General features: G+C 71.6%; 17 protein-coding genes. 14 read left to right on the top strand and 3 right to left on the bottom strand.

Going from position 1 to position 21215, the window contains the following annotated elements:
- The first annotated feature begins 24 nt into the window (after positions 1–24).
- The 5 genes from efp to AB0B96_RS01220 all read left to right on the top strand — a co-directional run bounded on the left by efp (position 25) and on the right by AB0B96_RS01220 (position 3883).
- On the top strand, positions 25–585 hold the full coding sequence (efp, locus tag AB0B96_RS01240) for an elongation factor P (protein WP_362507015.1): 561 nt from the start codon (positions 25–27) through the stop codon (positions 583–585).
- Positions 585–995, top strand: coding sequence for a transcription antitermination factor NusB (gene nusB, locus AB0B96_RS01235; RefSeq protein ID WP_350948088.1), 411 nt, complete (start codon positions 585–587; stop codon positions 993–995). Before efp ends, nusB begins: the two co-directional genes overlap by 1 nt.
- Before the next feature lie 301 nt (positions 996–1296).
- Complete coding sequence (locus AB0B96_RS01230) at positions 1297–2055, top strand: methyltransferase domain-containing protein (protein WP_362895494.1); 759 nt, start codon at positions 1297–1299, stop codon at positions 2053–2055.
- A gap of 55 nt (positions 2056–2110) precedes the next feature.
- The gene (gene dinB / locus AB0B96_RS01225; protein WP_362895833.1) at positions 2111–3331 is read left to right on the top strand and encodes a DNA polymerase IV; all 1221 of its coding nucleotides are present in this window, start codon (positions 2111–2113) and stop codon (positions 3329–3331) included.
- 147 nt (positions 3332–3478) lie between these two features.
- On the top strand, positions 3479–3883 hold the full coding sequence (locus AB0B96_RS01220) for a DUF3040 domain-containing protein (protein ID WP_350948148.1): 405 nt from the start codon (positions 3479–3481) through the stop codon (positions 3881–3883).
- 349 nt (positions 3884–4232) lie between these two features.
- Here AB0B96_RS01220 and AB0B96_RS01215 read toward each other — a convergent pair whose 3' ends face one another.
- From AB0B96_RS01215 to AB0B96_RS01205, 3 genes are read right to left on the bottom strand one after another with little or no spacing between them, the layout of a single operon-like run.
- The gene (locus AB0B96_RS01215) at positions 4233–6674 is read right to left on the bottom strand and encodes a DUF3488 and transglutaminase-like domain-containing protein (protein ID WP_362895492.1); all 2442 of its coding nucleotides are present in this window, start codon (positions 6672–6674) and stop codon (positions 4233–4235) included.
- A complete protein-coding gene (locus tag AB0B96_RS01210) occupies positions 6671–7927 on the bottom strand; it encodes a DUF58 domain-containing protein (protein ID WP_362895490.1) in 1257 nt (418 codons plus the stop codon). The genes AB0B96_RS01215 and AB0B96_RS01210 overlap by 4 nt, the downstream gene beginning before the upstream one ends.
- Entirely contained in the window at positions 7924–8901 is a 978-nt protein-coding gene (locus AB0B96_RS01205; RefSeq protein ID WP_350948092.1) for a MoxR family ATPase, read from the bottom strand. The genes AB0B96_RS01210 and AB0B96_RS01205 overlap by 4 nt, the downstream gene beginning before the upstream one ends.
- Before the next feature lie 491 nt (positions 8902–9392).
- Between AB0B96_RS01205 and mraZ the strand changes: the two genes are divergently transcribed.
- From mraZ to ftsW, 9 genes are all read left to right on the top strand, one after another.
- Complete coding sequence (gene mraZ, locus AB0B96_RS01200; protein WP_350948149.1) at positions 9393–9824, top strand: division/cell wall cluster transcriptional repressor MraZ; 432 nt, start codon at positions 9393–9395, stop codon at positions 9822–9824.
- 226 nt (positions 9825–10050) lie between these two features.
- The gene (gene rsmH, locus AB0B96_RS01195) at positions 10051–11043 is read left to right on the top strand and encodes a 16S rRNA (cytosine(1402)-N(4))-methyltransferase RsmH (RefSeq protein WP_350948093.1); all 993 of its coding nucleotides are present in this window, start codon (positions 10051–10053) and stop codon (positions 11041–11043) included.
- 43 nt (positions 11044–11086) lie between these two features.
- Positions 11087–11575 carry a hypothetical protein gene (locus tag AB0B96_RS01190; RefSeq protein ID WP_362895487.1) on the top strand — a complete coding sequence of 163 codons (489 nt, stop codon included), beginning with the start codon at positions 11087–11089 and terminating at the stop codon, positions 11573–11575.
- Positions 11576–12513: 938 nt separating this feature from the next.
- On the top strand, positions 12514–14301 hold the full coding sequence (locus tag AB0B96_RS01185) for a penicillin-binding protein 2 (protein WP_362895485.1): 1788 nt from the start codon (positions 12514–12516) through the stop codon (positions 14299–14301).
- A 40-nt stretch (positions 14302–14341) separates the two neighbouring features.
- Entirely contained in the window at positions 14342–15886 is a 1545-nt protein-coding gene (locus AB0B96_RS01180) for a UDP-N-acetylmuramoyl-L-alanyl-D-glutamate--2,6-diaminopimelate ligase (RefSeq protein WP_350948096.1), read from the top strand.
- Positions 15887–15898: 12 nt separating this feature from the next.
- Positions 15899–17416 (top strand): UDP-N-acetylmuramoyl-tripeptide--D-alanyl-D-alanine ligase, encoded by a 1518-nt coding sequence (gene murF / locus AB0B96_RS01175; RefSeq protein WP_362895482.1) that lies wholly within the window; start codon positions 15899–15901, stop codon positions 17414–17416.
- Positions 17413–18471: a phospho-N-acetylmuramoyl-pentapeptide-transferase gene (gene mraY, locus AB0B96_RS01170; RefSeq protein WP_350948098.1), complete on the top strand. Its 1059-nt coding sequence runs from the start codon at positions 17413–17415 to the stop codon at positions 18469–18471. Before murF ends, mraY begins: the two co-directional genes overlap by 4 nt.
- A 31-nt stretch (positions 18472–18502) precedes the next feature.
- Positions 18503–19906: a UDP-N-acetylmuramoyl-L-alanine--D-glutamate ligase gene (murD, locus tag AB0B96_RS01165; protein WP_362895480.1), complete on the top strand. Its 1404-nt coding sequence runs from the start codon at positions 18503–18505 to the stop codon at positions 19904–19906.
- Entirely contained in the window at positions 19903–21201 is a 1299-nt protein-coding gene (ftsW, locus tag AB0B96_RS01160) for a putative lipid II flippase FtsW (RefSeq protein ID WP_362895478.1), read from the top strand. The genes murD and ftsW overlap by 4 nt, the downstream gene beginning before the upstream one ends.
- Positions 21202–21215 lie beyond the last annotated feature (14 nt).

The following is a 21215-nucleotide window of genomic DNA, read 5'->3' as shown; positions in this document are numbered from 1 at the left end:
AGCGGCCGTACGCAGGAGAGACTAGTGGCGACGACGAACGACCTCAAGAACGGCCTGGTGCTCAAGCTCGACGGCGGTGAGCTCTGGGCCGTCGTGGAGTTCCAGCACGTCAAGCCCGGCAAGGGCGGCGCGTTCGTCCGCACCAAGCTCAAGAACGTGCTATCCGGCAAGGTCGTCGACAAGACCTTCAACGCGGGCGTGAAGGTCGAGGTGGCCAACGTCGACAAGCGCGAGATGCAGTTCTCCTACATGGACGGCGACGACTACGTCTTCATGGACACCGAGACCTACGACATGCTCAACGTCTCCAGGACGGCGGTCGGCGACTCGGCCAACTACCTGCTGGAGAACATGCTGGCCACCGTGGCGATCAACGAGGGCAACGTCCTCTACGTCGACCTGCCCGCGGCCGTCGAGCTGCTCGTCGCCGAGACCGAGCCCGGCCTCCAGGGCGACCGCTCCACCGGCGGCACCAAGCCCGCCACGCTGGAGACCGGCGCCGAGATCAAGGTGCCGCTCTTCATCACCACCGGTGAGAAGGTCAAGGTCGACACCCGCACCGGCGATTATCTCGGCCGCGCCTGATGTCGGCACGAGGTAAGGCGCGCAGGCGCGCGCTCGACATCCTCTTCGAGGCCGAGGCGCGTGGCCAGGACCCGCTGAGCGTCCTCGCCGAGCGCCTCGAGCGGGCCGAGCCGCCCGTGAACGAATACACCACGACGATCGTCGAGGGCGTGTGCAGGCACCGGTCGCGCATCGACGAGCTGATCACCACCTACTCCGAGGGCTGGACGCTCGACCGCATGCCCGCGGTCGACCGCAACCTCCTGCGCGGCGGCACCTACGAGCTGCTGTGGATGCCCGACGTCCCCGAGGGCGTCGTCATCAGCGAGTGGGTCAGCCTGGCCTCCGAGCTGTCGACCGACGAGTCGCCGCAGTTCGTCAACGGGCTGATGGCCCGTTTCAAGCAGCTCAAGCCGTCCCTGGCGCTCTAGCGGTCCTGCGCCGGACGTCGACCGGGAAAACCTCGGCGGGGAACGACCGTCCCGGCCGGGGGAAACCCGGTCAGGGGCAGGAGAGGCCTCGCCGGTCGCCCTGCGGGGGCCCGGATCTCCGGGTCTCCCCGCCCTGGCGTACCCCTGTCCGGGGTGTCCCCTTTTCTCCCGGCTTGCCCATGGGATCCGTCCGAGCCGGGAAAAAGACTCGATCAAGTACGAGTATGGATACTCCTTGGGCCGCACCGGGGGGCGCGCCGCGTAGGCTGGGCTCGTCACCGAACGAGGAGGCGATCTGAAGTTGCACGCCGTAGGCATCTCACGGCAGGCGGGCACCCCCGCGGTCCGCACAGCGGTCGTGTGGGACGTCCTGAGTGCCGTGCTGGCCGAGCGGGTGGCCGCGACAGGCCGTGAGCGGCTCGACATCGTCGACGCCGGGGGCGGAACGGGTGGTTTCGCCGTTCCCCTGGCCGACCTGGGGCACGCCGTGACGGTCGTCGATCCCAGCCCCGACTCGCTCGCCGCGCTGGAGCGCCGCGCGGCGGAGGCGGGGGTGGAGGTGCGCGCCCTGCAGGGTGACGCCGCGGACCTGGGGGAGTTGCTCCCGGGTGGCGGGGCCGACCTGGTGCTCTGCCACAGCGTGCTGGAGTACGTGGAGGACCCGAACGGCGCGGTGCGGGCGATGGCCGGCCTGCTGCGCGAGAGCGGCGTGATCAGCGTGCTCGCCGCCAACCCGCTCGCCGCCGCGCTCCACCGCTCCATCGCCGGCAGGTTCGACGAGGCACTCCAGGTCCTGGACGACCCCCAAGGTCGCTGGGGCGACCGCGACCCCACGCCCAGGCGCTTCACCCGAGAGGCGCTGGAGCGGCTTCTCGCCGCGGCGGGTTTCACGCCCGGCGAGGTGCACGGTGTGCGGGTCTTCGCCGACCTGGTGCCCAGCAGGCTGCTCGACGGCGAGCCCGGAGCCGCCCGCGCCCTGGTCGCCCTGGAGCAGGCGGCGGCGGCGCATCCGGTGCTCCGCGACATCGCCACCCAACTGCACATGCTTGGCCACCGGTGAACGCCACATCGAACGCGTGTTCCCGTAGGATGGCGGGGTGTCGAGAAAGCAGCAGATGCCGCGTCCGGGTGCCGATCTGGGGACGGACGACAGCGGCTGCCCGATCCTCCACGTCGACATGGACGCCTTCTACGCGGGCGTCGAGCTGCGTGACCGTCCCGAGCTCCGGGGTTCTCCCGTCATCATCGGCGCGCCCGGGGCGCGCGGGGTGGTGCTCAGCGCCACCTACGAGGCCCGGAGATTCGGGGTGCACTCGGCCATGCCCATGACCCGGGCCCGACGGCTCTGCCCCCAAGCGGTGATCATCCCGCCGAGCCGGGGCAAATACGCGGAGGTCTCCCGGCGCGTCATGGAGATCTTCCACACCTACACCCCCGAGGTCGAGCCGATCGCCTCCGACGAGGCGTTCCTCGACGTCGGCGGGGCCCGCAAGCGTCTCGGCCCACCGGCGGCGATCGCCAAGATGATCCGTGAGCAGGTCGTGCGAGAGCAGGGCGTCACCTGTTCCGTCGGGGTCGCCGGCAGCAAGTTCGTGGCGAAGCTCGCCTCGCGGCACTGCAAGCCCGACGGCCTGTTCGTGGTGCCCGCCGACAGGGTGGTCGACTTCCTGCACCCGCTGCCCGTGGCGGCGCTGTGGGGCGTCGGAGAGCGCACCGAGCGGTCACTGGCACGCCTCGGCATCAAGACCGTCGGCGACCTCGCCAGGGTCCCTGTGGAGACGCTCCAGCGGGATCTGGGCCAGGCGGCCGGCGCGCACCTGGCGGCGCTCGCCTGGGGGCGCGACGAACGCCCGGTGACCCCGTACGTCCCCGACAAGAGCATCGGCGCGGAAGAGACCTTCGCCACAGACATCGCCGATCCCGTGGAGATCCGCAGGGAGCTGCTCCGGCTCTCCGAGCGGGTCGCCGCGAGGCTCAGGGAGGGCGGCAGCGTCGGCCGCACGATCAGCGTCAAGCTCCGCCGCGCCGACTTCACCACCCTTTCCCGGTCCAGGAGCCTGCGAGAGCCCACCGACGTCGCCAAGGTCCTGTACGAGGTCGCCTGCGCCCTCTACGCCGCCTCAGGCCTGGAGAACACCAGGCTGAGACTGGTCGGCGTGCGGGTGGAGAACCTCGGCCCGGCCGCCGGGGCGACCCGGCAGCTCGGGCTCGGAGAGCGTGAGACGGGCTGGCGGGAGGCCGAGCGGGCGATGGACAGGGCGGCCCGCAGATTCGGTCGCGATGCCGTCCTCCCGGCCTCCCTTGTTCGCCCGCCGTTTGATGGAATAGACCCATGACGCGGCCTCCGGTTTGGACTACGTTGGACGTTTTCTTTCGTCTACGTCTACAGCCTCGTATTCTGGGGATAACCGACCGCGAGGTTCGGACACCCCGTGTCGTCCGTCACCGTCTTCCCCGTCCTGGGGCTGTCCTTGGGAGGCGCCGTGCCGCTCTCTGAGCACGAGCAGCGCTTGCTCGACCAGATCGAGCAGGCCCTCTACGCCGAGGACCCGAAGTGGGCCAATACCGTCAGGATCAGTGATCCCCGCAGCCATTACAGGCGCCGCCTGGTGAAGGCCTCCATCGGCTTCATCCTGGGTGTCGTCCTGCTGATGGTCGGCGTTGTGATCATCAACATCCCGCTCGGCGTCGGCGGTTTCGTGGTCATGCTCGCCGCGTGTCTGTGGGGTCTGTCCAGCTGGAAGCGGATGAACGGGTTCGGTGAGGCCAACGCGGCCACGTCGCCCGATCAGCCGCGAGGCAAGGGGGGGCGCCGTCCCGGCGGCTCCCGCCAGAGCTTCATGGAACGTATGGAGGAGCGCTGGCGCCGTCGCAACGACGAGCGCTAGCCCGGCGGGGGGCGTCACCTTCCCCGGAGGATCCCCCCGACGATCTCTCCACGCCGACGAGGGTCACTCCCGCATGGGAGCGGCCCGCGTCACCCCTTGTGTCGTTCAGCGCGTCGTCCATCGCCTCGTCCGCTGTGTCGCACGGTGTCGTCCCCCGGGTCCCTCTCGCGTGCCCCGGCGGCTCCTGCCTCGCCGTCAGCGACGAGGATCCCCGGGTAGCCCGGAGCGCCGATGATGAACGCCGGTCGGCCGACCGGCTCGACGATCACCGCGGCCGGGACCGTGAACAGCGCCTGCAGCGGCGGCCCGGTGATCGGGGCGCGATGTCGCGTCCCGATCACCGGAGGGCTCAGGCGCCCTTCCTGGCCGGTCGGCGCAGCCGGATGTTCTCCAGCCGGTCGAAACCGTCCAGCACCCGCCCGCCCATCGCCCGCGCCCGCAGCAGCGTGGAGGGCGGTAGCAGCACCGCCCTGATCCGTCTGCCACGGGTCACGGTGGCCGCCAGCGCCCGCCGCACGGTGCGCATGTCCTCGCGCAGGGTGCCGATCTCGCCCGGCGTTCTGGCGTAGAGCATCCGCTCCACCGCCGCGGCGATCCTCGCCAGCGCGGCGGCGGCCTCCGGCTCGAACACGTACTGCTCGGCCAGCCGCCTGGCCAGCGCGCGCGGACTCTCGCTCACCTGCCGCGACATCCCGTAGTCGCACAGGGCGTCGTCGAGTTCGGCCCACGCGGCCGTCACCGCAGGCTCCCAGCGGATCTCCCTGACCGCGGCGGGCGCGACGGCGGTGGGATCGGGGACGGCCGAACCCTCGCCCCCGGGACCCCTCACCGGCCGTGAGTAGGACCTGCCTCGGCGGGCCCGCAGCTGCCAGCGGATCAGCGCGGGGATCAGCGCGACCAGAAGCGCGATCGCGACCCCGATGCCGATCTTCGCAGCGGGCGGCATTCCCTCGTCCACCGGGATCAGCGCGCCACCGGAGTCCCGGTCGAGTTGCTCGCGGCGGCGGTCGTCCGCCGCGCCGGTGGGCGAGTCGGAGTCGTCGGGGGCCGACGACGGTGCCGCGCTCGGCTCGTCGGAGGTGGCCGGCGCCACCTCGGGGCGGGTGTAGGACGGCACCGTCGCGCTGCCCTGACCTGCTCCGCCAGCCGGGGTGGGCTCGAAGCGGAGCCACCCGACGCCCTCGAAGTACAGCTCGGGCCAGGCGTGCGAGTCGTGGGTGCGCACCTGCCACCCCTCGGAGGTGACGCTGCCCCCGGTGTAACCGATGGCGACCCTGGAGGGGATGCCCAGGACGCGCGCCAGCACCGCCATGGAGGCGGCGAACTGCTCGCAGTAGCCGGTCCTGTTGCGGATCAGGAAGTCCGTCAGCGCCGGGCCGTCGTGCCCCTGGGTGGCCAGACTGTAGGTGAACCCGCCGGTCTTGGTGAAGAACTCCTGCAGCTGGATCGCCTGCTCGTACGGGCCGGCATCCTGCTTGGTCTCCCTGAGGGCGAGCTGCCTGATCTCCTCGGGCAGGGTTTCCGGCAGCGTCAGGTATCGGTCCCTGATCGCCGTGGCGGGCGAGGGCGCCGCCTTGAGCCTGTCCGCCGTGGCCTCGGGCTCGGCGGTGAGGGCCTGGTAGGTGAGGCCCCCCGCGGTGTTCCGCGTGGAGAAGACCATGAGCGTGTCGCGGTCGGGACGCCAGTCGCCCGCCACCGTGACCTTGGACACCGGGTAGGGCAGGGGGAGGAAGCTCAGTCTCCTGACCTGCGGGCTCACCGTGACGGTGACGGTCGCGGGCGTGACGGGCACGTTCGCGCCCTGGCCGGGAGGCGGCGGCATCGGCGCCTCGGAGGTCCGGTCCTCGGGACGGCCCCTGGGCTCCGACATCGTCCACTGCTCGCCGTCGAAGACGTCGAGCGAGTACATCCTCAGGTAGCGCGGCGTGCTGTCGCTGGCCTGGTAGGTCAGGACGGTGGAGTTCTCCGGAAGCGACAGCTGGCCGCGCAGGTTGACCATGGGGTTCGGGATGCTGATCGAGTTGCCGCCGCCGCCTCTGCCGTTGCCCACGCCGAAATTGAACAGCGGGTCGGGCTCAAGGGTGGGCAGCAGCGCTGGCAGCAGGACGGCGAGCGCGATCGCGGTGAAGCCGATGCGTCTGCCGGAGAGCCGCAGCGGCCCGGTGTCGGCGGGGTTCGGCCGGGTGGCGGTGAAGGACGACGTGCGGCGCACCAGCACCGCGCGGCCCCATTGGCCGACCCGTTCCCGTCCGTCGGCGACGAGGATCCCCAGGTAGCCCAGGGCGCCGATGATGAACGCCGGCCAGCTGATCGGCTCGACGATCACCGCGGCCGGGACCGTGAACAGCGCCAGCAGCGGCAGCCCGGTGAGCGCCGCCCTGCGCAGCCGCGCGGCGAGCAGGTCCACCAGGACGGCGATCAGGCCGACACCGCCGCAGGTGAGCAGGACGATGCCGGCGTTGTCGGGCACGGGGGCGGCGAACCGCTGGATGTCGGCGAAGCCCGTCGTCAGCAACTCGTCCAGCCTGTCGAGCGAGTCCCAGGTGGGAAACACCCTCGCCCACGCCTCGTCCCCGGCGAACACCGCCGTGAGATAGAGGAACACCGCGAGCACCTGCACGGGCGGCGCCAGCCAGCCGGGCAGCGTGTAGTGACCGGCCAGCATGCCGACCCCGGTCACGACCAGGATGGCGCCCAGGCTCGACCAGAACCAGGAACCGCCCTGGAAGAGCGGGTAGAGCCCGAGCGCGACCGCTCCCGTGGCCACGCCCGACGCGATGGAAAGTCTCATGAGCCACTCCTGCCGGCCGCGAATCGTCCGCGTTGCGCGACGTCCTGCCAGACGCTCGCGACGGAGGTGCCGGCGGGCAGCCCCACCACGCGCCAGCCCGTTCCCGTGAGCACCGAGCGCACCGCCCGGAACTCCTCGTCCTCGCCCAGTTCGGGATTCTCCCAGCCCTCGACGTCCAGCAGCACGGCCACGCCGGTCATGTTGCCGTGCCTGGCCCTGGCCAGCTCCTGGGCCTGGTCGAGGTCCATCTTGCCGAGCACGGCGACGATCAGGCCGTCACCGCCCCCCTGCCGCAGCGCGCCGACGCCGTACTCCAGTGACCGTGCCGTGCTGGTCCGCACGACGGCCAGGGTGTCCAGCAGCGACAGGCTCAGCCCGCTGTCGGTGAGCTGCTCGGCCCCCTGGTCGGTGACCAGGCGCAGGCCGAGACCCTCGTGGGCGAGGTGCACGCCGATGGAGGCCGCGACCGAGACCGCCGCCTCGAACGACGAGCGCGGCCCCTCGCCCCGGTGGGCGTAGCGCCGGGTGTCCAGCAGCAGCGCCCCCCTGCTCTGCCACTGCTGCTCCTCGCGCCGCACCATCAGCTCGCCGTGCCTGGCGGTCGAGCGCCAGTGGACGCGACGCAGGTCGTCGCCCTGACGGTACTCACGTGGCGCGACGTCGTCGTCTCCCGCGGCCGCGACGCTTCTCGTACGGCTGTCGCCCCCGCCCGTCCACTCACCGGACAGGCGCACATGGGGCAACGCCACCACCTGGGGCGTCACCATGAGCGTGTCGGTGATGGTGAACGACCTGGTCAGCTCGACCAGGCCGAAGGGGTCGCTGATCCGGATGGAGAGCGGCCCGATGGTGAAGCGTCCGCGCAGGTCGGAGCGGACCCGGTAGTCGATCTCCCGGATGCCCTGCGCCTCCACCCGGTCCAGCACGAACCTGGGCCGGGCGCCGAGGGCGTAGGGAACGGTGTCCTCGATCATCAGCAGCCCGGTCGGCAGCCGGGTGATGTTCTCCAGCCGCAGCGTCACGGTGGCCTCGCTGCCCACCTCGGTCCTGGGCGGGTCCAGGCGCCGGGCGCAGCTCAGCCGGTAACGGGTGCGGGCGACCACCAGGGCCGCGAGCAGCGGCAGCGAGACGATCAGCACGCCGATCCTGAGCAGGTCGTGCTCGCCGAGGATGAAGGCGCACAACAGCGCCGCGACGCCGGACGCGAGGAAGGACCGGCCGCGGGCGGTGAGTGCCTTGAGGCCAGAGGTCACCGGGCCTGGGCCTCGGGCACGGGCACCCGGCGGACCAGGTCGGCGATCACCTGCTCGGGCGGGCGGCGCTGCCCCTGGGCCTCGATGCTGGGCAGCAGCCGGTGCGCGAGCACGGGGGCGCACAAATCCTGAAGGTCGTCGGGGATGACGTAGTCGCGGCCCGCGAGTGCGGCGTGCGCCCGCGCCGCCCTGACCAGCTGCAGGGTCGAGCGGGGGGAGGCGCCCAGCCTCAGGTCGGGGGACTGACGGGTGGCGGTCACCAGGTCGATCGCGTATTTCTTGATCGGCTGGGAGACGTAGACCCCGCGCACCGCCTCGATCAGGGCCTTCACCTGCTCGGTGGTGGCCACCGGCTCCAGCTTGTCCAGCGGGGAGGCCGCGCCGTGCACGTCGAGCATCTCCAGCTCAGCGGAGGGGGCGGGGTAGCCCATCGCGATCCGGGCGGTGAACCGGTCGCGCTGTGCCTCGGGAAGGGGATAGGTGCCCTCCATCTCGATCGGGTTCTGTGTCGCGATCACCATGAAGGGGGAGTCCAGGCGGTAGGTCGCGCCGTCGACGGTGACCTGGTGCTCCTCCATGCACTCCAGCAGCGCCGACTGGGTCTTCGGCGAGGCCCGGTTGATCTCGTCACCGACCACGATGTTGGCGAAGACCGGGCCGGGCTTGAACTCGAACTCCCTGGTCTGCTGGTTGTAGGCGCTCACCCCGGTGATGTCGCTCGGTAGCAGGTCGGGGGTGAACTGCACGCGGCGCACCGGGCAGTCGATGGACCGCGCCAGCGCCTTGGCGAGCATGGTCTTGCCGACTCCGGGCACGTCCTCGATGAGGAGGTGTCCCTCGGCGAGTAGTACGGTCAAGGTCAGGCGGACGACGTCGCTCTTGCCCTCGATCACCGATTCGATCGACTCACGAATCCGGTGCGCGGTGACCACAAGATCATCGAGCTGTGGTGAGACGTCATGTGTTACTGCCACCAGGCCTCCATGAGGGTGCGGCGGTTGTGCGCCGAGGGGTTACCGTTGCGGAATCTTTGCGATCCCGTAACTCATTCTGCCTTCCGACACTACGGCGCCATACGTTCCCACGGCGACTTTATGCGGTCATCAGGGCTGATTCCGGGTAAACGGTCATAGCGGGCGACGCGGTGGTCGCGACCACGTGCCGGGGTGCGCCGATTCCGGAACGGTGCGGGGATCCCCGCCTTCCATCATTCTTCACCGCGACCCGACTTATTTCATGATCCATAGCCTATTCGGCGGCCTTACCCGACACGCCCGTGGCGTACGAGGGGCCGCTTACCCCCTCCACTCCGCACCACCCCATTTGAACTGGGGAAATGTCGGCGAAACCCGTCGTGAAGAGGCGTGGAATCAGTTGACGGTGGAGAGAAGTGGAGTATGGTGGTGCGCAGTGGAGGGCAGGGCGGCGACGCCTGGCGCTCCGCTGGGCACGGGAGGTGAGGCCGGTGTTCCTCGGCACTCACCACCCACGTCTTGATGACAAGGGACGGCTGTTCCTGCCGGCGAAGTACCGCGAGGAGCTGGCGGAGGGTCTGGTGATCACCAAAGGCCAGGAGCGCTGCCTCTACGTCTTTCCCGTAGAGGAGTTTCAGCGCATAACCGAGGCTCTGCGCACCGCGCCGGTGACCGCCAAGGCGGTCCGCGACTACAGCCGCGTCCTCTTCGCCAGCGCATCCGACGAGGTCGCCGACAAGCAGGGCCGGATCACCGTTCCGCAACCTCTGCGCGAGTACGCCAGCCTGCGCCGCGACTGCGTGGTCATCGGAGCCAACACCCGGTTGGAGATCTGGGCCGCGGACGCCTGGAGCGCCTATCTGGCCGACCAAGAGCAGGCTTTCGCCGATCTGTCGGAGGAGGTGCTGCCAGGGATTCTGTGATTCCACGGTCGACTCATCGGTAAAACGTCGTTCGGCGAGGTCTCCACCCGCAACCACCTGTCCGTCAGCTGATGCACCTTCCCCGGTGTCAGGTGACGGGTGGACACGCGGGTGCGGATGGGGACCTGGCCGGACGGCCCCGGGGGTGGGGGCCTGTTTTCAAGACACCGGTGAGCGTCCGCCGCGCGTCCACGGGACGAGGCGGGAAAGAGGGGGGTTGCGCTTCATGCGCGCCGAGAACCACAACCATGATCTCCAGACGGCCGGGGGTCACGTCCCCGTCATGCTCGACCGGGTGCTGGAGTTGCTCGCTCCGGCGCTGGCCCGCCCCGCCCCCGTGCTCGTGGACGCCAACCTCGGCCTCGGCGGTCACGCCGAGGCCCTGCTGGCCGCGCATCCCTCGCTCCACCTGATCGGGATCGACCGCGACCCCACCGCCATCGAGCGCTCCACCACCAGGCTCGCCCCGTACGCCGAGCGGATCACGCTGGTCCGCGCGGTCTCCGACGAGCTTCCCGAGGTACTGGCCGAGCTGGGCCGTCCCCGCGTCGACGCCGCGCTGTTCGACCTGGGCGTCTCCTCCCCACAGCTGGACGAGGCCGAACGCGGTTTCGCCTACTCCTACGACGCGCCGCTGGACATGCGGATGGACCGCGACGAGGAGCTGACGGCCGAGGTCGTGGTCAACACCTACCCGGCCGCCGAGCTGATCCGGATCCTGCGGGATTACGGAGAAGAACGATTCGCCCCGCGTGTCGCGCACTTAATCATCAAGGAAAGGGCCAGAGAGGCCATAACGTCTACCAAGCGGCTTGCGGAGATCGTCAGAACGGCGATCCCGGCCGCTACCCGCAGGACCGGGGGCAACCCCGCCAAAAGGACTTTCCAGGCGTTGCGGATCGAGGTGAACGCGGAGTTGACAGCACTGGAACGCGCGCTCCCGGCCGCGCTCGACGCATTGACGCTGGGCGGGCGCGTCGTCGTGCTCGCGTACCACTCCCTTGAGGACCGGCTGACGAAGCAGGTCATCACCGCGCGGACCAGGGACACCGGCCCTGTCGGCCTCCCCGTCCCGCTGCCGGCTCACCAGCCGCGGTTCGCGCTCCTGACAAGGGGAGCCGAGCTTCCGAGCGAAGAGGAGGTGGCCCGCAACCCGCGGGCGGCCTCCGCCCGGTGTCGGGCGGCAGAGAGGATCCGTGAGGCAGTTGACGAGGAGTGAGACAGACGTCCGACGCGCCGCGCCCAGCCGCGGCGCACGCCCCGTGCGCGTCCCCCGCGCGGTGCCGCAGGGGTACGGGACCAAGCCGGCCAGGCCTGCGCCCGCCACCGCTCCGGCCGCGCAGGGTAAGCAGGTCAAGGCTGTGGCTCTCGGGGCTCCAGGTGCCTCAGGGCCCCCGGCGGCCCGTCGCGCCAGGCCGCCGAGAACTCCTTTCCTGCTGCTCGTGGTCGGCCTGCTCTGCGGCGGGCTGATCAGCCTGCTGCTGCTGAACGCCGTGCTCGCCCAGGACTCCTTCAGGGCCAACGGGCTGCGCAAGGAGATCAGTGACCTGCGCATCGCGAAGGAGAGCAAGCAGAGCGCGATCATGCGGCAGGAGATGCCGGAAGCGGTGGCGAGGAACAACGAACTCCAGGGTCTGGGTCCCGACTGGGACACCGCGCGCGTCATCGACCCCGACAAGCCCGCCGTCGGGGGCGCCGACGACGCCACCAAGCCCGCGGGGCAGGAGCGAGTGCCGGGCACGGGCCGGTGAGGGAGACCGGGGGGCCCGGTTCCGGGCAGGGCCGCGGGGGCTCCGGGGGAGGACCGGCGGGAGGGGCGGGCCGCCGTTCTCCCGGCGGTCCCGGCCGCGCGGCCAGACCGGGCGGTTCCCCGGACGCCTCCGGTAAGCCGCGCAGGCCCGGTTCCGGCGACGCCGGGCCGTCCGGCGCTCCCGGCGTTCCCGACAGCCCCCGGGAGCCGGCCCCCCCGCGCAGGCCTCCGGCCTCGGGTAGGCAGGGGGCAGGCGGTTCGGGCCGTACGGGTTCCTCCGGAAGTTCCGGCCGTGCGGGCTCCCCTTCGGGCCGTGCGGGTTCCTCCGGTGGCTCGGGGCGCGGGGGCTCCGCCGGGAGCTCCGGTCGTGCGGGCTCCTCCGGTGCCTCTGGCAGGGCAGGCTCGTCCGGCGGGTCACCGGCACCGGAAGGTTCCGGCAAATCAGGTAAACCGGCGAGGGGCGGCAGGCCGGGCTCCCCGGCGAGGCCGTCGGCCGCCGGCGCGTCCGGCAGGCCGGGAGCCCCGGGCAGGCCCGCTCCCACCGGCAGGACCGGTTCCGGCGCACGGCCGCCCGCTTCCGACGGCTCGGGTCGGCAAAGACGACCGGACGGCAAGGGCGGTGCCCCCGGTGCCCCCGGTGCCCCCGGCATCCGTGGTGTCCCCGGCGTTCCCGGTGTCTCCGGAGCCCCGAGGGCTTCCGGTGGATCCGGCCGGCCCGAGGCGCCGGGCAGGACCTCCGCCCCCCGCCCCGGCAGGCCGCCGGGGCCCGCCCCGCGTAGGTCCTCGGGGCCCGAGGCGCCGCGCAGGTCTCCGGGAGCCGAGGCCCCGCGTGGGCCGGTGCGGTCCTCACGGGCGGAAGGACCGCCGGACCCGCTGGGCTGGGTGCGGTCCGCGCCGAGGCGCGGAGGCGAGCGACCGGGGGATCACGAGCACACCCGCATGACCACACGCGGCGGCGGTGGCAGGCCGCCGCGGCCGCCGGCGCGCCCGTCGGCGGTGCTGCGCCTGGGCAACCCCCGCAGGCGCATCGGTATCGGCCTGATGGCGATGACCTTCGTGCTGTCCATCTTCGCGGGGCGGCTCATCCAGCTCCAGGGCCTCGACTCGAAGGTCTACACCGCGGAGGCGGCCAAGCAGCGCGTCCAGGGCGAGAAGCTGCCCGCGAGGCGAGGGTCGATCACCGACGTGAACGGTCACGAGCTCGCGCTCACCCTGGAGGCTCGCGAGATCTTCGTGGACCCCTCCCAGGTCTCCGCCGGCCAGCGTGACCGGGTGGCCACGATCCTGGCCAAGGAGCTGGGCACGCCCAAGGAGTCGATCGCCGCCAAGCTGGCCCAGAGCACCAGCCACTACCAGCAGCTCGCCGCAGCCGTCGACCCGCCGCTCGCCCAGCGGATCATGGCGCAAGACCTCAAGGGCGTCGGCAGCAAGCACCGCTACCGGCGTGACTACCCCGGCGGCGACCTGGCGGGCACCCTGCTGGGCTTCGTCGGCACCGACGGCACCGGGCTGGCCGGGCTGGAGAGCACCTACGACAAGCTGCTCGCGGGCCGCGACGGCGAGCAGATCATCGAGACGGGTGCCAGGGGGCAGCGCATCCCGATGACCCGCAGCACCGTCCGGGCGCCCGTCGAGGGCAGGGACGTGCGTCTGACCATCGACCGCGACGTCCAGTGGGCCGCGCAGAAGGCGATCGCCGAGCAGGTCAAGGCGACCGGGGCGCGCACCGGCAGCGCGATCGTGCTGGACACGCGGACCGGCAAGGTGATCGCCATGGCCAACGCGCCCGAGCTCGACCTGAAGAACTGGATGAACTCTCCCGGCGCCGACCGGGTCAACCGGTCGGTCACCGACGTGTTCGAGCCGGGCAGCACCAACAAGGTCATCACCGCGGCGGCGGCCCTGGAGTCGGGTGCCGTGCGGCCGGAGACCCTGTTCACGGTCGCCGACCGGATCAGGTGCGCCGACCAGGTGCTGAAGGATTCCCACCCGCACCCCACCGAGCGCCTGACCTTCTCGGGCATCGTGGCGACCTCCAGCAACGTGGGTACGATCCTCGCCACCCAGAAGATCGGCGACGAGAAGCTCCACTCGATGCTCCAGCGCTTCGGGTTCGGCACGAAGCCGGGCTCGGAGTTGCCGGGGGAGGAGGCCGGGCTCCTGCCCGACTGGAAGAGCTGGTCGGGTAGCCAGCGCTGCACGATCGCGTACGGCCAGGGGGTCTCGGTGACGGCGCTGCAGACGGCGAGCGTGTACCAGACCATCGCCAACGGCGGGGTGCGTGTCACCCCGCGGATCGTGGCCGGCACCACCGGGGAGAACGGCGTGTTCACGCCGTCGCCGCCGGGCAAGCAGACCCGGGTGGTCGGCGAGCGTACGGCGCGGGAGATCGCGACCATGCTGGAGGCCGCCGTGAGCGAGGAGGGCACCGGCAACCTCGCCGCGATCGACGGTTACCGGGTGGCGGGCAAGACGGGGACCGCGATGCGCTACGACACCAGATGTCAGGGTTATTGCGGTTATACCGCGACTTTTGTTGGTTTCGCTCCCGCGGACAAGCCCCGCCTCGTCGTCCTGGCGGTCCTCCAGGACCCCAAGGAGGGCCATTACGGCGGGGAGATCGCCGCGCCGGTCTTCAAGAAGGTGATGACGTTCGCGTTGAAGAGCGGGAAGATCCCGCCGACCGGAACCAAGCCGTCCCCGGTGCGGATACGCGCCGGAGAGTGACGAGTGAAGGTACGCTCTCGCCGTGCGTCCCCCGTCGTCAATGCGACCCTCAACCAGTTCACCCCGTCCGCTCTCGGGGCTGGCGAGCCTCATCGGCGCGCCCTCGGGCACGTCGCGAGCTCCGCTTGCCGCGGTGTCCGGGATCACCATCGACTCGCGCCAGGTGTGCCGGGGAGATCTCTACGTCGCGCTCCCGGGGGCCTCGGTCCACGGGGCCGACTTCTCCGCCCAGGCCCTCGCCGCGGGTGCCAGCGCGATCCTGACCGACGAGGCGGGAAGGGAGGCCGCGGTCGCGACCGGCCTCCCGGTCCTCGTCGTGCCCGATCCGCGGGCCCTGCTCGGGCAGGTCTCCGCCTGGGTGTACGGCAATCCCGTGGCGGACGTCATGGTCGTCGGGGTCACCGGCACCAGCGGCAAGTCCACGGTCACCTTCATGCTGGAGGCCGGGCTGCGGGCCGCCGGGCACAGCCCCGGGCTCATCGGGGGGGTGGAGATCCACGCCGGTGAGCTGCGCTTCGCGCCGAAGCTCACCACGCCCGAGGCGAGCGACCTGCAGAGCCTGTTCGCCCTGATGCGCGAGCGGGGCGTCACCGCCGCGGCGATGGAGGTCTCCAGCCACGCGCTGGCGCTCGGCCGGGTCGACGGGGTGTTCTACGACGTGGCGCTGTTCACCAACCTGTCCCAGGACCACCTCGACTTCCACCGTGACCTCGACGACTACTTCGCGGCGAAGGCCAGGTTGTTCACCCCCGAGATGAGCCGCGTGGGGGTCGTCAACCTCGACGATCCGCACGGGCGTGAGCTCGCGGGCTTCGCGAAGATCCCGATGACCACCTTCTCCGCCGAGGGCGCCCTGGAGGCCGACTGGCGGGCCACCGGTGTGCGGCTGGGCCCCGAGGGCAGCACCTTCACGGTCGTGGGGCCGGGAGGCGTCGAGGAGGCCGCCTCGGTCGCCCTGCCGGGGCCCTTCAACGTGTCCAACGCCCTGGGCGCGATCGTCGCGCTGGTGGAGGCGGGTGTGCCGCTGCGGGCCGCGGTGGCGGGTGTCGGTACGCTGACGGGGGTTCCCGGCCGGATGGAGCGGGTTCCCGGCGGCGAGGACTTCCAGGCCATCGTCGACTACTCGCACAAGCCCGGCGCGGTCGAGTCGGTCCTGCGCTCGCTGCGCGAGGTCACCGAGGGCGAACTCATCGTCGTGCTCGGCTGCGGGGGTGACCGTGACCGCAGTAAACGCCCAATGATGGGAGAAGCCGCCGCAAGGTTGGCAGATGTGGCTATTCTCACCAGCGACAACCCCCGCTCCGAGGATCCCCTGCGGATCCTCGCGGAGATGATGGACGGAGTTCTCGGTGTGCCCCAGGACGGGCGCGCGCATGTGATCATTGAGCCGGACCGCGCCGCGGCCATCGACCTGGCCATCGGCCGGGCGGGTCTCGGTGACGTCGTCGTCGTGGCCGGCAAGGGCCACGAGCAGGGCCAGTACGTCGGCGACCAGGTGCTTCCTTTCGACGACAGGCAGGTCGTGGCCGACGCGATCGTCAGGCGCAGGAACCGCACCGGGCGCCGAAGCACGTATGGAGAGTAGGGAAGACGCATCATGATCCCGTTGCCGCTGGCCAGGATCGCCGAGATCACCTCGGGGGCCCTCGCGGGCATGGCCGACCCACGCGCGGTGGTGCGCGGCCCGGTCGTCACCGACTCCCGCGCCGTCGAACCGGGGTCGCTGTTCGTCGCGATCAAGGGCGAACGGGTCGACGGGCACGACTTCGCGGCCCAGGCCGTCGCGGCCGGGGCGGTCGCCGTGCTCGCCGCCCGGCCGGTCGACGCCCCCGCCGTCATCGTCGGTGACACCGTGGCCGCCATGACGGGCCTGGCCACCGCCGTCTGCGCGGCACTGCCGGCGACCACGGTCATCGGCATCACCGGCTCCGCGGGCAAGACCACCACCAAGGACCTGCTCGCCAGGCTCACCGCGAGGATCGGCCCGACGGTCGCCACGGCCGGCTCGTTCAACAACGAGATCGGCCACCCGCTGACCGTGCTGAAGTCCAGCGAGGACACCCGCTACCTGGTGCTGGAACTCGGCGCGAGGAACGCGGGGCACATCGCCCACCTGACCCGCGTCGCCCCGCCGAGGATCGGCGTGGTCCTCAACGTCGGCACCGCCCACCTGGGCGTCTTCGGCGGCAAGGAGGAGATCGCGAGGGCGAAGGGCGAGCTGGTCGAGGCGCTGCCCGCCGACGGGGTGGCCGTGCTCAACGCCGACGACCCGCTGGTGGCCGCGATGGCCGGGCGCACCGGTGCCCGCGTCACCTGGTACGGCCGGGGCGAGGACGCGACCGTACGGGCCGAGAACGTGACCGTCGACGAGCGCGGCCGCGCCTCCTTCACGCTGCGCACCCCCTCGGGTGCCGCCCCCGTCGGCCTGCGCCTGTACGGCGAGCACGCGGTGGAGAACGCGCTCGCCGCCGCGGCGGCCGCCTACGAGCTGGGCCTGCCGGTCGCCACCATCGCCGAGGAGCTGTCCGAGGCCGAGCCCCGCAGCCGCTGGCGGATGGAGGTCACCGACCGCGCGGACGGCGTCACCGTGATCAACGACGCCTACAACGCCAACCCCGACTCCATGCGGGCCGCCTTCGGCACCCTGGACGTGCTCGCGGGCGGCCGCCGCCGCTTCGCGGTCATCGCCGCCCTGCGCGAACTCGGTGACGAGAGCGCCGCGCTCAACGAGGGGCTGGGACGCCTGGCCGGGGGCGCGGGCCTGGCGGGCCTGTTCGTCGTCGGCCCCGACGCGGATCCGGTCCTGGCAGGGGCGGAGGCCGCCGTACGGGCCGCGCGGGAGAGCGGCGTCGTCGCGCACGCGGGAGCGGCGCCGCACGGGGCGGGAGGACCACCGGGCGACGGCGCGCTCTCGCCTCTCTCCGCGTTCGGCGAGACCGCCGAGCCCGATGCCGCCGCCGGCGCCATCCGGATCTCGCACGCCGCCGACGCGGCCCAGGCGGGCGCGGAGCTGTCGGCACTGCTCGCCCCGGGCGACGTCGTACTGATCAAGGGACCGCGCGCCGCGGGCCTCGAACGCGTGGCCACGGCGCTGCTCGGGGGTGACCGCCGATGAGGGAGATCCTCGTCGCGGCGGCGGTCAGCCTGCTGCTGTCCATGCTGGGCACGCCGCTGGCGATCCGCCTGTTCTCCCGGCGCGGCTACGGGCAGAGCATCCGGGAGGAGGGACCCTCCGGCCACCACGACAAGCGCGGCACCCCCACCATGGGCGGCACCGTGATCGTGATCGCCGCGCTGGTCGGCTTCGCCTGCGCCCACCTGTACAGCTTCACACCCCCCACGGTCTCCGCCGTCCTCGTGCTGTTCCTGATGACGGGACTGGGCGCGGTCGGCTTCCTCGACGACTTCATCAAGATCTACAAGCAGCGCAGCCTCGGTCTGCGAAGCGGCGCCAAGGCGCTGGGCCAGCTCATCGTGGGCGCGGTCTTCGCGGTCCTGGTGACCCGTTTCCCCAACTCCTACCAGATCACCCCGGCCGAGACGCGCCTGTCGTTCCTGAGGGACTTCGGCCCCTCCATCGGCCTCATCGGCTTCACCATCTGGGTGCTGATCATGATCGTCGGCTTCTCCAACGCAGTGAACCTCACCGACGGTCTCGACGGCCTCGCCAGCGGCGCCACCGGCGTGGTGCTCGCCTCGTACGTGCTGATCGGCAACTGGCAGCTGCGCAACAGCTGCACCAGCCAGCTCGGACCCAACTGCTACTGGGTCCGCGACCCGCTGGACCTGGCGGTGGTCGCCGCCGCTGTGCTCGGCGCGCTGGTCGGGTTCCTGTGGTGGAACGCGCCGCCCGCGAAGATCTTCATGGGCGACACCGGTTCGCTCGCCCTGGGCGGCGTGATCGCCGGTCTGGCCATCACCACCAGGACCCAGCTGCTGCTGATCATCCTCGCCGGGATGTGCGTGCTCATCACCATGTCGGTGATCATCCAGGTCGGCTTCTTCAAGATGACCGGAAAACGGGTCTTCAGGATGGCGCCGCTCCAGCACCACTTCGAGTTGAAGGGCTGGGCCGAGACGACCATCGTGGTCCGCTTCTGGCTGATCGCCGCCCTGTGCTCCGCCGCCGGGCTGGGGATCTTCTACGTGGAATGGATGCCCAGGCTGTGAGCGTACGGACGAACGTGGCCGGGGAGGACGTGTGATCTGCGTCGCGGGGCTGGGGGTCTCCGGCACCGCCGTGGCCCGCGCGATGGCCGGTCGCGGCGAGAAGGTGGTCGTCCTGGAGGGCAGGGACGGCGAGCGGGCCAGGGCGGTCGCGGGGGAGCTGACCGCGCTCGGCGTCGAGGTGCGCTTCGGCGAACCCGCCGAGCCTCCCGAGGGCACCTCCCTCATCGTCACCACCGGCTGGCCGCCGCACCACCCGCTGCTCGCCGCCGCCGCGGCGGCCGGTATCGAGGTGATCGGCGAGGTCGAGCTGGCCTGGCGGCTCCGAGGCGAGGGCGCCGCCCCCTGGCTGGCGCTGACCGGCACCAACGGCAAGACCACCGCGGTGCGCATGCTCACCGCGATGCTCCTCGCCGCGGGCCACCGGGCGCTCGCCGTCGGCAACGTCGGCACCCCGGTGGTGGAGGCCGTCGCCGGTCCCGGCGACGTGCTGGCGGTGGAACTGTCCAGCTTCCAGCTGCACCGCTCGCCCAGCATCGCCCCGTACGCGGCCGCGGTGCTCAACGTGGCGCCCGACCACCTCGACTGGCACGGCTCCATGGAGGAGTACGCCCGCGTCAAGGGGGAGATCTTCGCCAGGGCCGGGACGGTCGTGTACAACGCCGACGACGAGTGGGCGGCCCGTCTCGCCGCGCCGTACGAGAGCGAGGCCGGGCACGGCGCCACGGCGCGGAGCGTGGGCTTCACCCTCAAGGTGCCCCGGCCCGGCCAGCTCGGCGTGGTCGAGGACCTGCTGGTGGACCGGGCGTTCGTGGCCGACCCGGCGAGCAGCGCCGAGGAGCTCGCCTCGTTCGCCGACATCCGCCCGTTCGCGCCGCACAACGTGGCGAACGCGCTCGCCGCCGCGGCCCTCGCCAGGGCCTACGGGGTGCCCGCCGCCGCCGTCCGCGAGGGACTGCTCGCCTTCGTTCCCGACCCCCACAGGATCGCGCACGTGGCCAGGGTCGCCGAGGTCGACTACGTGGACGACTCCAAGGCCACCAACCCACACGCCGCCGCCGCCTCGCTGGCCGCCTACCCGTCGATCGTCTGGGTCGCCGGAGGGCAGCTGAAGGGCGCCGACGTCGGCGAGCTGGTACGCCGGGCCGCGCCCAGGCTGCGCGGCGCGGTGCTCCTGGGCGCCGACCGCGAGCGAATTCGCGAGGCTCTGGCGCGACACGCCGGGAATGTTCCCGTGGTGGAGGTGGCGGGGCAAGACACTGGGGTCATGGACCGTGTCGTCACCGAAGCCGCCAGGCTCGCCGCCCCCGGAGACACCGTGCTGCTGGCCCCGGCCGGCGCGTCTCTGGACATGTTCGCCGGTTACCCCGCCCGAGGGGAGGCGTTCGCCCGGGCCGTGCACCGTCTCGCCGAGGGGCACGACGGGGGAGCGGCGTGAGCGCGACCACCCAGGAGGGCGCGCCCGCCCGCCAGGGCGCCCCAGGGCGCCCCGAGGGGTTCCGCGAGCACCTGACCGCCTTCCGTGAGTTGCTCAACCGGCCGCTGACCTCGTACTACCTGATCCTGGGGTGCAGCGGCCTGCTGCTCGTCCTCGGCCTGATGATGGTGCTCTCGGCCTCCAGCATCGAGGCGCTGCAGAAGACGGGCGATCCCTTCTACTGGTTCTTCAAGCAGTCGATCTCGGTCGGGCTCGGCCTCCCGCTGATGTGGATCTGCGCGCAGCTGCCGCCGAGGTTCTTCAGGCTCGCCGGATACCCGCTGATGGCGCTGGCGATCCTCGGGCTGGTGCTGGTGCTGTTCGTCGGCACCTCCCAGCTCGGCGCCCAGCGCTGGATCGACCTCGGCCCCGTCTACCTGCAGCCGTCCGAGCCCGCCAAGCTCGGGCTGATGCTCTGGGGGGCCGACCTGCTGGCCCGCAAGGCGCGCAACGGCATGATCGAGTGGCGCAGCCTGTTCATCCCGCTGATGCCGGGCACCGCCATCCTGGCCGTCCTGGTCATGCTGGGCAGTGACCTCGGCACCACGCTGGTGCTGATGCTCATCTTCCTGTCGCTGCTGTGGGTGGTGGGGGCGCCGCTGAAGCTGTTCGGCGGGATCCTCGGGGTGACGGCGCTCGCGACCATCGTCATGATCAGCACCGAGGGATACCGCTCGGCGCGGATCGCCGGGTGGCTCGACCCGTGGGGCAACGCCCAGGGGGCGGGCTTCCAGGCCGTACAGGGACAGATCGCGATCGGCAGCGGCGGCTGGTTCGGGCTGGGGCTGGGGTCCAGCAGGCAGAAGTGGAGCTGGATCCCGCACGCCGAGAGCGACTTCATCTTCTCCATCCTCGGCGAGGAGCTCGGCCTGATGGGCACGCTCGTCGCGGTGGCCCTGTTCGGGCTGCTGGGCTACGCGGGGCTGCGGGTCGCCACCCGGGTCAAGGACCCGTTCGTCAGGCTCGCCTCCTCCGCCGCGGTCGCCTGGATCGTGGGTCAGGCGCTCGTCAACATCGGCGCGGTCATCGGCGTGCTGCCCATCACCGGCATCCCGTTGCCGCTGGTCTCCTACGGTGGATCGGCCCTGCTGCCCACCCTCGCCGCCCTGGGCATGCTCCTGTCGTTCGCCAAGCAGGAACCCGGCGCCCGCGAGGCGCTGGCGGCCCATGGCCCCGGACCGGTGGCGCGGGGCCTAAGCTGGCTTGGCCTGGGTGGTCCGGCCAGGAAACGACGGCCGGGCCGCGGAAGACGATAAGCGAAAGGACCGAA

This window comes from Streptosporangium sp. NPDC049046, from assembly GCF_040649155.1.
Taxonomy (GTDB): Bacteria; Actinomycetota; Actinomycetes; order Streptosporangiales; family Streptosporangiaceae; genus Streptosporangium.
Note: the sequence above shows the minus strand (reverse complement) of the source record. Positions and strands in the feature narration are given on the sequence as shown.